This window comes from Pseudomonas sp. Pmew2 (assembly GCF_058129885.1).
In genome coordinates this window covers 49,543-63,717 of the sequence record NZ_JBYJZP010000002.1, presented here as the reverse complement: position 1 = coordinate 63,717, position 14,175 = coordinate 49,543, and the positions used below count along the sequence as shown (strand labels likewise).

The 14,175-nt window shown below is 55.9% G+C and carries 13 protein-coding genes and 4 pseudogenes; 13 read left to right on the top strand and 4 right to left on the bottom strand.

All coding sequences use genetic code 11. From position 1 onward, the window contains the following. Positions 1 to 66: 66 nt before the first annotated feature. The 5 genes from AC4ANK_RS28910 to AC4ANK_RS28890 all read left to right on the top strand — a co-directional run bounded on the left by AC4ANK_RS28910 (position 67) and on the right by AC4ANK_RS28890 (position 4,871). Positions 67 to 2,232: a type IA DNA topoisomerase gene (locus AC4ANK_RS28910; protein ID WP_460385241.1), complete on the top strand. Its 2,166-nt coding sequence runs from the start codon at positions 67 to 69 to the stop codon at positions 2,230 to 2,232. 27 nt (positions 2,233 to 2,259) lie between these two features. Next, positions 2,260 to 2,544 (top strand): hypothetical protein, encoded by a 285-nt coding sequence (locus AC4ANK_RS28905; RefSeq protein WP_460385240.1) that lies wholly within the window; start codon positions 2,260 to 2,262, stop codon positions 2,542 to 2,544. 27 nt (positions 2,545 to 2,571) lie between these two features. Then, a complete protein-coding gene (locus AC4ANK_RS28900; protein WP_460385239.1) occupies positions 2,572 to 3,177 on the top strand; it encodes a single-stranded DNA-binding protein in 606 nt (201 codons plus the stop codon). A gap of 193 nt (positions 3,178 to 3,370) precedes the next feature. Further along, a complete protein-coding gene (locus AC4ANK_RS28895) occupies positions 3,371 to 4,240 on the top strand; it encodes a nucleotide-binding protein (protein WP_004662055.1) in 870 nt (289 codons plus the stop codon). After that, entirely contained in the window at positions 4,233 to 4,871 is a 639-nt protein-coding gene (locus tag AC4ANK_RS28890; protein ID WP_031598841.1) for a hypothetical protein, read from the top strand. Before AC4ANK_RS28895 ends, AC4ANK_RS28890 begins: the two co-directional genes overlap by 8 nt. Before the next feature lie 17 nt (positions 4,872 to 4,888). Here the strand turns inward: AC4ANK_RS28890 and AC4ANK_RS28885 are convergent, their stop codons facing one another. Continuing rightward, complete coding sequence (locus tag AC4ANK_RS28885; protein ID WP_460385270.1) at positions 4,889 to 5,296, bottom strand: hypothetical protein; 408 nt, start codon at positions 5,294 to 5,296, stop codon at positions 4,889 to 4,891. Positions 5,297 to 5,628: 332 nt separating this feature from the next. On the opposite strand from AC4ANK_RS28885, the gene AC4ANK_RS28880 reads away from it, so the two are divergent. Further along, positions 5,629 to 6,354 carry a plasmid mobilization protein gene (locus AC4ANK_RS28880; RefSeq protein ID WP_460385269.1) on the top strand — a complete coding sequence of 242 codons (726 nt, stop codon included), beginning with the start codon at positions 5,629 to 5,631 and terminating at the stop codon, positions 6,352 to 6,354. Positions 6,355 to 6,556: 202 nt separating this feature from the next. Here the strand turns inward: AC4ANK_RS28880 and AC4ANK_RS28875 are convergent, their stop codons facing one another. Further along, positions 6,557 to 6,790 carry a hypothetical protein gene (locus AC4ANK_RS28875; RefSeq protein ID WP_460385268.1) on the bottom strand — a complete coding sequence of 78 codons (234 nt, stop codon included), beginning with the start codon at positions 6,788 to 6,790 and terminating at the stop codon, positions 6,557 to 6,559. Between the two features lie 550 nt (positions 6,791 to 7,340). Here AC4ANK_RS28875 and AC4ANK_RS28870 point away from each other — a divergent pair. The 7 genes and pseudogenes from AC4ANK_RS28870 to AC4ANK_RS28840 form a co-directional block, all read left to right on the top strand. Beyond that, positions 7,341 to 7,613, top strand: a pseudogene (locus AC4ANK_RS28870) (hypothetical protein); the annotation flags it as partial. A gap of 347 nt (positions 7,614 to 7,960) precedes the next feature. Beyond that, entirely contained in the window at positions 7,961 to 9,190 is a 1,230-nt protein-coding gene (locus AC4ANK_RS28865; RefSeq protein WP_460385267.1) for an IS91 family transposase, read from the top strand. 178 nt (positions 9,191 to 9,368) lie between these two features. Continuing rightward, positions 9,369 to 10,241: a hypothetical protein gene (locus tag AC4ANK_RS28860; RefSeq protein ID WP_460385266.1), complete on the top strand. Its 873-nt coding sequence runs from the start codon at positions 9,369 to 9,371 to the stop codon at positions 10,239 to 10,241. A gap of 188 nt (positions 10,242 to 10,429) precedes the next feature. Beyond that, positions 10,430 to 10,621: pseudogene (locus tag AC4ANK_RS28855) on the top strand (Tn3 family transposase); the annotation flags it as partial. A gap of 85 nt (positions 10,622 to 10,706) precedes the next feature. Further along, the gene (istA, locus tag AC4ANK_RS28850) at positions 10,707 to 11,729 is read left to right on the top strand and encodes an IS21-like element ISPsy4 family transposase (protein WP_460383174.1); all 1,023 of its coding nucleotides are present in this window, start codon (positions 10,707 to 10,709) and stop codon (positions 11,727 to 11,729) included. After that, positions 11,726 to 12,535, top strand: coding sequence for an IS21-like element ISPsy4 family helper ATPase IstB (istB, locus tag AC4ANK_RS28845; protein ID WP_460383172.1), 810 nt, complete (start codon positions 11,726 to 11,728; stop codon positions 12,533 to 12,535). Before istA ends, istB begins: the two co-directional genes overlap by 4 nt. Positions 12,536 to 12,585: 50 nt before the next feature. Continuing rightward, a pseudogene (locus tag AC4ANK_RS28840) lies at positions 12,586 to 12,669 on the top strand (Tn3 family transposase); the annotation flags it as partial. Between the two features lie 99 nt (positions 12,670 to 12,768). Here the strand turns inward: AC4ANK_RS28840 and AC4ANK_RS28835 are convergent. Further along, positions 12,769 to 13,281 (bottom strand): annotated as a pseudogene (locus tag AC4ANK_RS28835) (DUF4158 domain-containing protein); the annotation flags it as partial. Continuing rightward, entirely contained in the window at positions 13,271 to 13,867 is a 597-nt protein-coding gene (locus AC4ANK_RS28830; RefSeq protein ID WP_015060659.1) for a recombinase family protein, read from the bottom strand. The pseudogene AC4ANK_RS28835 and the gene AC4ANK_RS28830, both read right to left, overlap by 11 nt. Between the last annotated feature and the right edge of the window lie 308 nt (positions 13,868 to 14,175).

Genomic DNA, 14,175 nt, shown 5'->3' with positions numbered 1-14,175 from the left:
GTTGGAGCACTTCCCTTACTAAATGCACATTCATACACCATTGTCATCATAGAGAGATCATGATCGATGAGACTTTTTATTGCAGAAAAACCCGCCCTGGGCCAGGTCATTGCCGAGGCGTTGGGCACCGTCATACGCAAGGACGGCTATTTCGAGTGTGGCAGCCACGATATCGTCACCTGGTGCGTGGGCCACCTGCTCGAACTGGCCCCGCCCGAGGTGCACAACCCTGATTATAAAAACTGGGTTCAAGCCGATTTGCCCCTGAAGCTGCGCCCGGCCAAGTACCAGCCAATTGCCCGTACCGGCGACCAGCTCAAAGTAGTCCAGCAACTGATCGGTCGCGCCTCGGAAATCGTCCACGCCGGTGATCCGGACGACGAAGGCCAGTTGCTGGTCGAGGAAGTCCTGGAGTATTTCGGCAACACCGCGCCGGTCAAACGCATCCTGATCAATGACATGAACGCCAACGCCGCCCGCAAAGCGTTGGAAGGCCTGCGCGACAACAGCGAGTTTTACGGCCTGTTCCAGAAGGCCCTGGCCCGCAGCATCGGTGACCAGCTGTACGGATTCAACATGACCCGCGCCTGCACCCTGGCCGGTAGGGCCAAGGGCGTCAAAAGCGTGTTGTCAGTGGGCCGCGTGCAAACCCCGATCCTGGGACTGATTGTGAACCGCTACCTAGCCAACAAGAGCCACGCCAGTGCTTTTTACTACACGGTTGCGGCAAGCCTGGCCGTTGGCAGCAGTCGTGCGCAGGGCCGCCTCGTGGTGGCTGCTGATGCCCCAATTGATGACAAGAACCGCATCATCGACGAGGCGTATGCCACCCAGGTGGCGGATGCGTGCCGAATGAAACCCGCAGACGTGATCGAGGCGCGTGTGGAAGAGAAGCAAACGGCGGCACCTTTGCCGTTCGCGTTGCTCGACCTTCAGGTGTACATGAGCAAGACCCACAGCATCGATGCCGAGAAAACCCTGGCCCTGACCCAGGCGCTGCGTGAGAAGTACAAGGCCATCACCTACAACCGGTCCGATTGCAGCTACCTGTCCGACGAACAATTTGCCGAGGCTCCGGAGACCTTGTGCCTGCTAAATCAGGCCCTGCCGGATTTGGCCGTGATGTTCACCGAAGTGAATTCGGAACGCAAAAGCCGGGCTTTCGATGACAGCAAGGTCTCGGCGCACACCGCGATCATCCCAACGGCAGTGAAGATCGACATTGCCCAGCTGAGTGACGATGAGCGTGCCGTGTACCTGGCCATCGTCAAACGCTACGTCGCGCAGTTCTTGCCCGAGAAACGCTACCTCAGTGCCGAGGTGCGTTTTGGCGTGAACGGACACACCTTCGTTGCGCGCTCCACCAAAGTGACGCAGCCAGGGTGGACGGCGCAGGTCACTGAAGAAAACGAGCAAGACGAAGACGCGTCGGACGCCGCCGAGGTTGCGAGCCCATTCGATGCTCTGGCGGATCTGAAAGTCGGTGACGCCGGGGTATGCGACGGCATTACGGTCGCCAAGGAAAAGACCAAACCCTTGCCGCTGTACACCGAAGCCACGTTGCTCAAGGACCTGCAGAGGGTCGCCAAGTACGTGCAAGACCCGCGCATCAAGCAGCTGCTGATCGACCGCGACCAGGGCAAGAAAGGCGAGAACGGCGGTATCGGCACCCCGGCGACCCGCGCCGCGATGCTGGCCAAGCTTCAGGAGCGTGGTTTTTACGCGGTAGAGAAGAAAAAACTGATCCCCACCCCGTTGGGGCTGGAGTTCATTGCCGCGCTGCCTGATATCGCGACCACGCCGGACATGACTGCGCTCTGGCATGAACAGCAACAGATGATCGAGGCCGGTGAACTGACCGTGGACGCGTTCCTGGACGAACTGGAGGGCTTCATCGCAGACCAGGTGCAGAACATCGACCTGGGCAACGTGCAGGGCGACGGTAAGCCGGTATTGGACAGCCTGAACGCCCAGTGCCCCATGTGCGGCAGTGAACTGGCCGTCACCCCGCGAGTGATCGGGTGTCGCGCCTGCGACTTCAAGTTCTACCCGGAAGTCAGCGGCAAGATGCTGTCCCCCGGCCAGATCGAGGCGCTGTTGACGAAGGGCAAGACCGGCGTACTGAAGGGGTTTCACAGCAAGAAAACCGGCAAGTCCTTTGACGCGGCACTGAAGCTCAACCACGAAGCCAAGCTGGAATTCGTGTTCAGCCGCAAACCCACGCGCGCATGACCCCTCTTTCTAAAGGAGGCATTAGCTATGCCAGAGGAACAACAGCCCAAGGCGGCTCAGTGGCCAGACGGTGACACGATGACGGCGCACTGCCCCAACTGCGAAACCCCTGCGACCGTCGATATCGTCAACGTCAGAGCGTGGGAAATGACCTGGCGTCCGGTGGATTGCGACAACTGTTTTGCGGATTTCGAGTTGTCGGCAGACGGCTCAACAGCATTGATTTTGGCCCCTGCCGAGCAGTCCACAGCCCGTGGCCGAGCGCTTCTGAGCACGATATTCGTGTTTGACCCCAACGAAGACACCCCTTAACGAACTCATTGAAGAAGGAGCGCAATCATGGCGCGTGGCATCAATAAAGTGATCCTGGTAGGCACCTGCGGACAAGACCCTGACTGTCGTTACCTGCCCAACGGCACGGCGGTGACCAACCTGAGCCTGGCCACCAGCGAGCAATGGACCGACAAGCAGAGCGGGCAGAAGGTCGAAAAGACCGAATGGCACCGCGTGTCGCTGTTTGGCAAGGTCGCTGAAATCGCGGGTGAATACCTGCGCAAGGGTTCGCAGGTCTACATCGAGGGCAAGCTCCAAACCCGCGAATGGGAAAAGGACGGTATCAAGCGCTACACCACGGAAATCGTCGTGGACATGCAAGGCACCATGCAGCTGCTCGGTGGCCGTCCACAGGGCGACGCTCAACAAGGGCAGAACGGTCACGGCAGCGGTGACAGCGATCACCAGGAAGCCCCACGGCAGCAAGCTCCCCAGCAGGCGGCACGGGAAAAACCGTCCGGCAAAGGCAAAGCCGCACCAAAACCGCCACGTGCATCAGGTAAACAGGCTCAGGCCAAAGCGCCCGCCCCGCAACCCGCCGGGGATTTTGGAGCCGGAGATGACGATATCCCCTTCATGGACCCCTACCGGTTCAGCTGGATGCTGGTCTGACCCACCCACACATCGATCTTGCCCACGTCAGGTGCCGCGCTCCCGGCTCGTCGTGACGCGCTCTATCGTCGCGGCGAACGGAAGCACGGGCGCAGCGCACACTTGACGCACCCCCGTCCAGAAAAGGCTCACCTTGGGAGTGTGGGGTAGCTTCACCACCCCGCGCTCCCGAGGTCAACGCGGCCGTTGCGGGATGACAAGGGCAGCGCCCTTGGTGTTGAAACTCTACGCCACAAACCATTCTATTCAGGCGATTGATCGCCTCAACTCGACCATAGGAAACACTATGAACAACCTTATGCCGATGGAAAATACTACCCACTGGATTCTTCAAGGGAAAGGCGGCGTGGGTAAGTCCTTCGCGTCATCCATTCTCGCGCAGTACATGATTGAACGCGGCCATGAGCCCGCGTGCGGGGATACTGACCCAGTAAACAGCACCTTTTACCAAATTGCTGCGTTAAACGTTCAACTGATCAAAATTGCTGAAGACGGGATCGTGATGCAGCGCCTTTTTGATCCGCTCTTTGAGTCCATTCTGCTGAGCGACAGGGTGTCGGTTGTCGATAACGGAGCCTCGACGTTTTTACCGTTCGCGCAGTTCATAAAATCCAATTGTGTTCTTGAAACAATGCAGGAATACGGTAAACAGGTATTCATACACTGTGTCGTCACCGGTGGCCAATCGAAAGACGACACGGCAGCCGGACTAATTTCCTTGATTGACCTGGTGCGAAGCACCCAATCCAATGCAAAAATTGTTGTTTGGGTAAACGAGTTTTGGGGTAAGCCTACTTTTGATGGCAAAACCCTGGAGCAGAATGAATGGTTTCAAGAGGCCTTGCCGATCATTCAAGGGGTTGTCACAATCGTTCAAAGAAATGGTGATGACTTTATTACTGATATTCGACTGATGACTGAGCGGCACATGACTTACCGTGAAGTTAAAGTCTCCACTGACTTTGGCTTGATGCCTAAGTCAAGAATATTCAATGTGTTTAATGATGTTTATCGTCAATTGGATGTGGTTTTTTCCCGTGAGGATGGAAACTCGAATGAATGATAAAGAGCTGAATCATAAAATTCGTAATGAAGTATTCTCCGAGCATGGGATTCGCCTGTCCGAACAAGATCCCATCTTTTCCGTAGTGCTTGCCAATAAGATGATGCTCGACAGTGTGAGTGATTCACTGGAAGAGGTGGTTCGTGATGTTCCACGCGCGATGAATACGGTCATTGAGAAAATTGTGCTCGCTGTTGAAGATTCGGAAAGGACTGTAGGGTCTTTACGAGACGAGACCAAAGGCATGTTGAGTGCTTTAACCAAACTTGAAATTGAAAATGCGCATCAACGTATCAAGGAAATTGTGGTTGCTGATACCTCTGCTGTATTGACGGGGTCTACTCAGGCGCTCCAATCAGTGGCTGCAAAGGCGGAAGGCAAAATAAACGAACTGTCAGCGAGTTTGCGAGATACCAAGCTGTTAATTACGAATGTTTGTCTTTCTGTTGCCCTTGCTTTAATTGTGATGACGGCTTCTATTGGGGGGGTGATGTTGTACAATTTTGCGCAGGACAGTCAGGAAAGCGCCAACTATTGGTATGGAGAATCAAAAAAACAGAGTCAGGCTATTGATAGGTTGCCCAGTAATGTTAAAAAGCAGGTGTTAGAGCTGATGAGTAAAAAGGGGTGAGTTAACCCCTTTTCTGACTATTTTCGTCCGTATATTCGGTCTTTGTCAGGTACAGAGTGGTGCACTGCATTGCTGTCTCTGCCGTTACCGCCGAGCCCTGCGAAAGGGTGAGGCTTACCTTCAGGCTGTTGAGATGTTGTTAGTTTCTGACTCGCACTACGTGATTCTGAACTTCCAGCGATGCCTGTATTTGCCTCACTTATCTTAGTGCTACGGCGGATTCTGTACAGAGCGCTTTCGAATGTTTTCATGGTGATTGCCAATCCATCATCTTCTAGCGCTTTCAGAATGGCTGTGCGGCTCACCCCTGCCTCAAGCGCTCTTTCGATGTCAGGGAAAATGTCACGCAGGCGGCTGGCCACACTGCGACCGCTCTGTGCGTTGGCCATTCTGTTTAGGGTGTCAGCAATGGATGATTTGGCCATAAATGTTCCTTTTCATCAGGGTTTGCAGTGGGGAAGCAGTGAAAGTGCAGTGAAAGTGCAGTGCAATGCAGTGTAGGTGCAGTGTAGGTGCAGTTATTTTGCAGTGCGAGTGCAGTGCAAATGCAGTGTGCACTTGTCTTCTGGAACCGTACTCGAAATCCGAATTCGCTAAACAGGCACGTTACCGATTGTCTACAAAAAAGAGCTTCGCCTTTTTCGTATCCAATCGACGTGCCAAAGGGGATACCCCTTTGGAACCCCGCAGAGCGGGAAAGCGTTGTTGTTGTCGTTGTTGGTTGTCGTCATTCCAGGTGCCCCCAGGAGGTGATCTTGTGGCCAAAAAAGTGACCAAATCATGCCCCGTGTCATGCCGTTTCACGGATGAACAGTTCGCCCGGTTTGCCGAGCCCATCGCGCAATCCGGCCTGAAGCCAGCCCGCTTCTTTCATGACCTGGTGATGAGTCGTTCGCCTACCTTCGAGCAGTCCGCAATCGACAAGAAGCGGATGCAGCAGGTATTCGAAAAGTCCGGACATGCTCTAAACAAAGTTGCCTACTCCGCAAACTCGGCACCTTACAACGGCACGCTTTATCAAAAGCAGTATCTCCACTGGCTTAATAAGCTGAACGCTATTCAACAGCTGTTGCTCACGGTATTGCCCGAGACTGACCCGCCAAAACCGGCGAGGCCAGTCCATAACGGCAACCGTGGCTCACCTAACGAATCTGGCAAAAAAGTTCATATCATCCGGTTTCGACTCACTCAAGACGAGATGGCGCAGTTTGATCAAATGATCAAACGCGCGGGCTGTTCTGCATCAACCTTTTTTAGAGAGCTGATTTTAAATCCAACTCCAGTATTCAGAGAGTTTACCGGGTTTAGGAGAAGAATAGTATTCATCGTCAATAAAGCCGGCAACAACATTTCGCAGTTGGCTTATATCGCTAAATCAGCCAGTGACAGGGGCCTCATTACCGACAGTGTGAGAGACAAATGGTATGAAGCGCTGGTGGTCATCGAAACGATTTTATTAGCAGGTATTGAATATGCTGATTAGAGTCAGTGGCTATAACACCGGGGCGCAGGAGTATTTAGAACAAGGTAACAAGTCGGGCCGAGAGTTTACACGTGATGAATTGGACCATCGCTTGATAATTGAGGGGCAGCTCAGTGTTACTAGAGCTATCTACGAAAGTATCCCGGACCATGGCCAAGATCGCTACCTTACGTTCACGCTAAGCTTCAAAGAGGACACGGTGTCACCTGAATTGCTCAAGGCAGTGACGACCGACTTCAAGAACTTCTTTATGCATGCGTACAAGCCTGAAGAATTCAATCTGTATGCCGAAGCGCACTTGCCAAAAATGAAGACGGTCACTGATAGGAAAACCGGCGAGGTGATTGACCGCAAGCCTCACATTCATATCATCATTCCACGTATCAACCTGCTGAGCGGCAACGAGGCCAATCCGGTCGATGTTTATAAGAATCATGAGAAGTATTTTGAAGCTTTTCAGGAGCACATTAACCAGAAGTACGGTCTGTCTTCGCCGCGTGAGAATGTGCGTGCGGACATCACCGATGCGGCCAGTGTCTTGTCTCGTTATAAAGGCGATGACTTCTACGGCAAGAACCGCCAGTTCAAGCAGGAGCTGGTCAAGCAGGTTATTGAACGTGGCGTGACTTCACGCGCCGATTTTTATGCCCTAGTGGCTGAGCACGGTGAAACACGCATCCGTAATGAAGGTAAGGACACTGAATACATTTCGGTCAAATTGCCGGGTGACGCAAAGGGCACGAACCTGAAAGACACCATCTTTCAGGATGACTTTATTGTCAGGCGTGAACTGAAGAAACCACCGCTTGAAGCCAGTGTTATTCGGGAGCGCTTGCTTGCCTGGCCGCAGCGAGCGAGGGAAATCAAATACGTCAACAAGGCCACCCCCAAGTTTCGCAAACAGTATTCCGAAGCATCACCTGAAGATCGTGTTCGGCTACTGGCCGAACGCGAAGCCAGGTTCTATCAAACTTATGGAGAATCCCATGACAACGTACACACCGGGCAACGACAGAGAGATCACCAGCGAAGTCCTTCTGAAACTACGGGGCGACGCACTGCCGAACCTGCCGATGGCGTGCAAGACCTGTCCGTCAGCGATGTGGCAGATCACCGGCAAGCCGGATCGGCCCGAAGCCGTGACGGTGCGTTGCTACTGCCCAGTGATGCACACGTTCACCTGGGACAGTCGCAACCAGGAGGAGATTCTGGATTGCGACCATCTGTACCAGGAGGAGGACGAGGAAGACGGAACTGGGCAGCCTGCGGCTGCAAATTGTGGGATTTTGAAATCGGTTATCATAGCCAAAATTGAGTCGATCCCTCCTCAGCACAGGCTTACACATGGCGTCAGAGACCAAAAAACGTAAACGGGCGAGCCGGGCAAAAGCCAAGGCAAAGCAGACCCGTCTCCAACGCGCCGGGCATACTACCTTCGTGCCCGATACCGACTTTTCCTTCGATATCGATCCTTTCGGTGATGTCGATCTTTGTAGTTGCTGCCAGACAACGTATCTGAACGACAGGTTTCCCGACGCTTCTTGCGTAAGCGTTTAGATGAGAGAAGGGCCAGGCGGATTCGCCATCACCGCCGTCATTCACCACGATGAGGAGCCGCCCTGCTGACGTGGCCTCTGCACCGCCTGCTTACAAACCTCGACCGCTCAAAAACCTCTTCACGGCCAACGGCTGCTGGGCAGATTTGCTGGAAGCCGGCGGTCTGCGCCACATCGAAGTGGAGTCGATCAGCAAAATGCTCGCCTGCGGCACCTCGATACTGGGCGTCAAACACTACACCTGTGCCAATGAGCATTGCCCGCACGTCAAATACCTGTGCAACACCTGCCATTGCCGGGCCTGTCCCTCCTGCGGCAAAAAGGCCACCGACCAGTGGATCGCCGTGCAAAACAACCGTCTGCCCGACTGCCCCTGGCAGCATCTGGTGTTCACGCTGCCCGACACGCTGTGGCCCCTGTTCTTCTACAACCGCTGGCTGCTCGATGCGCTGTTTCGGCTGGCGGCCGATAACCTGATCTACACCGCCAAACGGCGCGGTTTGCGCGTCGGGATTTTCGGGGCGCTGCACACCTATGGCCGGCGGCTCAACTGGCATCCCCACGTCCACCTGTCGGTGACCGCGGGCGGCCTGGATGAGCAGGACGTCTGGAAAAATCTGTCGTTCCACAAAGAGGCCCTGCGGCGGCGCTGGATGTGGCTGGTGCGCGATTACCTGCTGGGACAGCCGCTTTCGCAACTGACGATGCCGCCGCCGCTGGCCCACATCCTCTGTGAAAGCGACTGGCGCCGTCTGATACTGACCGCTGGCGGCCAGCACTGGCACATCCACTTGTCGAAGAAGACGGAAAACGGCCGAAAGACCGTCAATTACCTGGGCCGCTACCTGAAAAAACCGCCCATCTCGGGCAGTCGTCTGGCGCATTACACCTCCGGAGCCACGTTGAGCTTTACCTACCTGGATCACCGCACGCAGACCTATCAGCAGGAAACGCTGAGCCAGGCCGACATGCTGCGCCGGGTGGTGCAGCACATCCCGGAAAAGCATTTCCGGATGATCCGGTATTTTGGTTTTCTGGCCAATCGGGTGTGTGGGAAATACCTGCCGAAGGTCTATGAAGCACTGAAGATGGCGACGCCAGGACCGGTACCAAAGCTGTATTTTGCGCAGATGGCCAAAGCCTTTCTAAACGTCGATCCGTTCCGTTGCGTGCTGTGTGGCGCACGGATGGTATACACGGCGGCAATCAGCGGGCTGACGGTGCAGGGACTGGTCCTCAACGCTCAGGCGATCGCGCAGATGAGGTACGTGAAGCCCTGACAGGGGGAAGGTGCGTCCGCACCTAGGCTTCGCGGTGAAATAACCTGTATTAACGCTTTTTGATAGGGATTTTCACTGCATAAGTAACGCATCTGCGTCTTACTACGCATCGCTATGAAGGCATGACGCCTCCTTCATAGCGTCAGCTTGATGCATAGGCATTTTGAAATTCCTATGCATGAACCAAAGCCTTGCGGCTCGTCGTGCAGAGCTGGACATCGAACGCGGTGGGCAGAGCATTGGTCCTGCCACCGACTTGCCTCGGCACGTTGATGACGCCACACGGGACGTGCGGGACCAGGCGGATCGGATGGGCGTTACGGTGTCCATCGAAGCGCTGTATGGAGAAGGCAAAACCGCCGAGCAGGTTAGCCAGGCGCTGGCCGCCCAGCTGGACACCGTGCCAGAACCGGAGCGCATTGCATTCGTGGAGACGGTGGCGATCACCCTGGGCATTCCAGAACGTGGCGAGCCCAAGGGCGACCAGGCGTTTGCACAGTGGCAGGCGCAGCGTGCGCAACCCGCTGCGGATGTTGCAGCAACGGCAACGTCTGAAGCGCGGGCCAACGTGCCAACGCCTTCAGACGCTGCGCCCGAGCCGGTGAGTCCGACCGCGTCCACCAGCCCAGCGCCGGTGAGTCCTGACGCCGCGAAACCAGCACGGGTCAACGACCCGGACTTGCAGAGCCCCAGCGAGCTGGTCCGGCTTGAAGCGCAATGGCGTCGTGATTTCCCGATGTCCGAAGCGGATGTCAGAGCGTCAGATACGGTCATGGGCTTGCGAGGTGAGGACCACGCCATCTGGATCATTGCGACGAATGACAAGACCCCGGAAGCGGCTGCCCTGCTGACGGCTTACATGGAAAACGACAGCTACCGCGAAGCGTTCAAAGCCAGCATCGTCGCCGCTTACAAGCAAGTCGAAAACTCGCCTAAGTTGGTCGATGACCTGGACCACCTCACGGCGATGGCTGCGCAAATAGTCAATGAGGTGGAAGAGCGTCTGTTTCCGACACCTCAACCAGGGGTCGCCTCAGAAAACGGATTTTAAAGTACGCTAAGCGATTTCACTCGTCGTAATGGTCAGAATTTCCCCGCGCTGTTGCCGCTAAAGCTGGATTTCTCCATCAGTGAAAGCTCTGCGCGCAGATTAATGTTGCTTCAGCGGCTATGGCATAGATTAGGGAACTTGCTTGGGGGGAACTGACCCGGCCAAATGACGACATAGCTAGCATGATTGCAGGACTGAACAAGGGCGAAGCGCGCAATGCGCTGGCCAGGGCTGTCTTCTTTAACCGGCTGGGCGAAATCCGAGACCGTAGCTTCGAACAGCAACGCTACCGTGCCAGCGGCCTCAACTTGGTGACTGCTGCAATAGTGCTGTGGAACACGGTTTACCTGGAGCGGTCCGCAAACGCATTACGCGGACATGTGTCACCGCCACTGTAAAAATGACCCCCTAACGCCAACCTAGAATTGACCCCCTGGGTAAAACTGGCGGCTTTGAGCTGCCAATATGTTGACCCAGGAGCAGTCTGTGGAAATTAAAGTATTGGCCCGTCAGGGCCATGGCATCAAATTCATCGCCCGTGAGCTGGGTATTTCGCGTAACACCGTGCGCAAGTACCTGCGAAAGGCCCGGTCGCTACCCAGTGACAAGGTGAGACCCGCACGTCCGTGCAAAATCGACCCCTTCAAGGACTACCTGCATGAGCGTATTGAGGCAGCGCGCCCGCACTGGATTCCGGCGACCGTCCTGCTGCGTGAGATCACGGCATTGGGGTACAGCGGCGGCGTCAGTCGTCTGAAGGCTTATATTCGCCCCTTCAAACGTAAGGCAGAAGAGCCGGTGGTACGTTTCGAAACTCTGCCCGGCAAGCAGATGCAGGTGGACTTCACCACCATTCGACGAGGCCGTCAGCCGCTTAAGGCGTTCGTGGCGACACTTGGTTTTAGTCGAGCAAGCTTTGTCCGTTTCTCCGAGCGAGAGGACAGCGAAGCCTGGCTGACAGGGCTTCGGGAGGCGTTCGCTTACTTTGGCGGCGTGCCCGAGCAGGCATTGTTTGATAACGCCGGAACCATCATCACCGAGCGAGACGCTTTTGGGGAGGGCCTGCACCGTTGGCATCCCCGATTGGCTGCGCTGGCCGATGAGTTTGGTTTTATTCCCAAGGTCTGCCGCCCTTACCGTGCCCAGACCAAGGGCAAGGTTGAGCGCTTCAACGGGTATCTGAAGGGCAGTTTCATTACCCCGTTGGCCGCTACGCTCAAGAGTGCGGGTCTGACGCTGGATGTGGTGACGGCCAACGCACATATCGGCCAATGGCTCGACGAAGTCGCTCATCAGCGGATTCACGGCACGACGGGTGTTCAACCAGCGGTACGTCTGGCCGAAGAGCAGCAGGTACTATTACCACTGCCAACACAGAGCCTGCGCCCACAACCCGCCCAAGGCCTACGCCTGGGGCGGGTCCTGCCGTACGAGAGCTTGCAGCATCCGCTGTCGGTTTATGAGCAACTGCTGGAGGTGAGAGCATGAACCTTCAACATGCTCGCCTGACAGAACTATGCAAGGGGCTAAAGCTTGAGCGCGTCGGGGTGGACTGGCCGCACCTTGCCCAACAAGCAGCAAGCGGCGAAGACAGCTTTGCCGACTTCCTCGAAAAGCTGCTGGCTGCCGAGACCGATGCCCGAAGTGAACGCTCTCGACAGGCCCTGCTGAAAACTGCCGCGCTGCCCGCCGTGAAAACGCTGGAGCAATACGACTTCGCGTTTGCCACCGGCGTCCCCCGGGCACAGCTCCAGGAGCTGGCAGCATTGAGTTTTGTTGGGCGTACCGAGAACATCGTGTTCCTGGGGCCTAGTGGTGTAGGCAAGAGCCACCTGGCCATCGCCCTGGCCTACCGGGCAGTGATGGCCGGTATCAAAACCCGCTTCGTCACTGCGGCTGACTTGATGCTGCAACTGACCGCTGCGCACCGCCAGGAACGGCTCAAGGAATACTTCAGTCGTGTGGTGATGGCCCCCGGGTTGTTGGTCATCGATGAAATCGGTTACCTGCCGTTTGGTCGTGATGAAGCCAACCTGTTCTTCAATGTTGTCGCCAAGCGCTACGAGCAAGGCAGCCTGATCCTCACGAGTAACTTGCCGTTTACCCAGTGGGCCGGAACCTTTGCGGATGATCAAACACTGACAGCGGCCATGCTGGACAGGCTGTTACATCATGCCCATATCGTGCAGATGACAGGTGAAAGCTATCGACTCAAGGACAAGCGCAAAGCAGGAATCAAATCGTCTCGGGCCGAACCGGCTCGAAAATATGAACCCGAGGGGGGTCAAAACTAAGTTGGCGATTTAGCACGGAAGGGGGTCACTTTTTAGTTGGCGTTGACAGACATGGCACCGCTGTCGATGAATCGCTGCTGCAGTACCTGTCGCCGCTGGGCTGGGAGCACATCAACCTAACTGGTGATTACCTGTGACGCAGCACCGTCAAGGTGGGTGGAGGAAGATTCCGGCCATTACGACGACTGAAATCGCTTAGCGTACTTTAAAATCCGTTTTCTGAGGCGACCCCCGCTGACCAGCTCTTGCAGGGTGGTGTAGCCGGGCCGGATGATCTTGTGCTCGTTGAGCCAGACGATCAGCTCGGCGGCCACGAACCCTGGCGTCATGTCACGCCTTGCGGCTTGCGTGGCCTGCTGCCCAAGCTGCGGCAGGAAGTCGGCCGTCCAAAGCCGATAGCCGAACAGCTCGGAGACCCCTTCGCGCTGGGTGTAATGCTCATGTTTGGTGATCGGCTTGCGCTCGAACGTCTCGCCGTGGAAATAGCGGCTCAACACGAAAGTGCAATCGTCCTCGACCTCGTTCCAGTCGAAGCGGAAGAAGGCATGCTTGGCCTTGAAGTAACCGATCTGCAAAAAGCAGTAGACTTGGGCAGGTAGGCTGGGACGATTGCCGGCGAACGCCAGTTCGGTTTCCGATAACGATAGAAATTCAAGTCGCTGACCGTCGTCGAAATCCGGCAACCCGTATAGGGCTTCCTGTTCGGCGTCGGACAGGACACTGATCAGCTTGTTCTTATGGATCATCAGCAACTCTTCCGTAACCTTGCCTACCGACACGCGCCAGGGTTTCGATCAAGGTGGTGCGCTTAACACCGAAGTTACGGCACACGGCGGCCTTAGAGATGCCATCGTTCAGCGCAGCAACGATGGCATCCAGCTTCTCACCGGTGATCGCCTGCGGCCGTCCGCCAATGCGACCGCGCCGCCGGGCGGCGGCCAGACCCGCGACGACGCGCTCCTGGATCAGCGCGCGTTCGTATTGCGCGAGCGCACCGAACACATGAAAAAGCAGCTCGCCAGACGCCGTGGTGGTATCCATGCCCTCGGTCAGCGAGCGGAACGCCACCTGTTTGTCCCGGAGCGAGGTCACGATGCTGAGCAGATGCGACAGCGAGCGACCGAGCCGATCCAGCTTCCAGACCACAAGTACGTCGCCGGGGCGAACGAATTGGAGCGCTTGAGCCAAACCCGTGCGGTTATCCTTCGTGCCGGAGACGTAATCCTCAAACAGGTGTCGTGCATCGATGCCGGCACTGAGCAGCGCATCGCGTTGTAAGTCAGTGTTTTGCCTGTCTGAGTCCGACGACACGCGCATGTACCCAACCAACATAGACGAATAACCATCAAGAATAGGTTTCCGTATGGTAGCGGAATGCGACAGAGTTTTCCGCACATTTCTAGAGCGTCTGCACGATCATATTCGCCAGGTGCATCAGTGCTGTCGTAAAACACTTGTTTTACGACAGCCAGATGGTGGCCGGTGATACGATCGTTGGATTTACCGCTTCAGCGCGGTTCAATACAGGTTTATTCGCAGTTAATGCTGGTTGCCCCATCTGGTCAGTCGCAATTAATCCTGGTCAAAAACCGCGCTGATTGCAGGTTGGGGATTTTTCATTTTAAGGTTACACCTAGTGT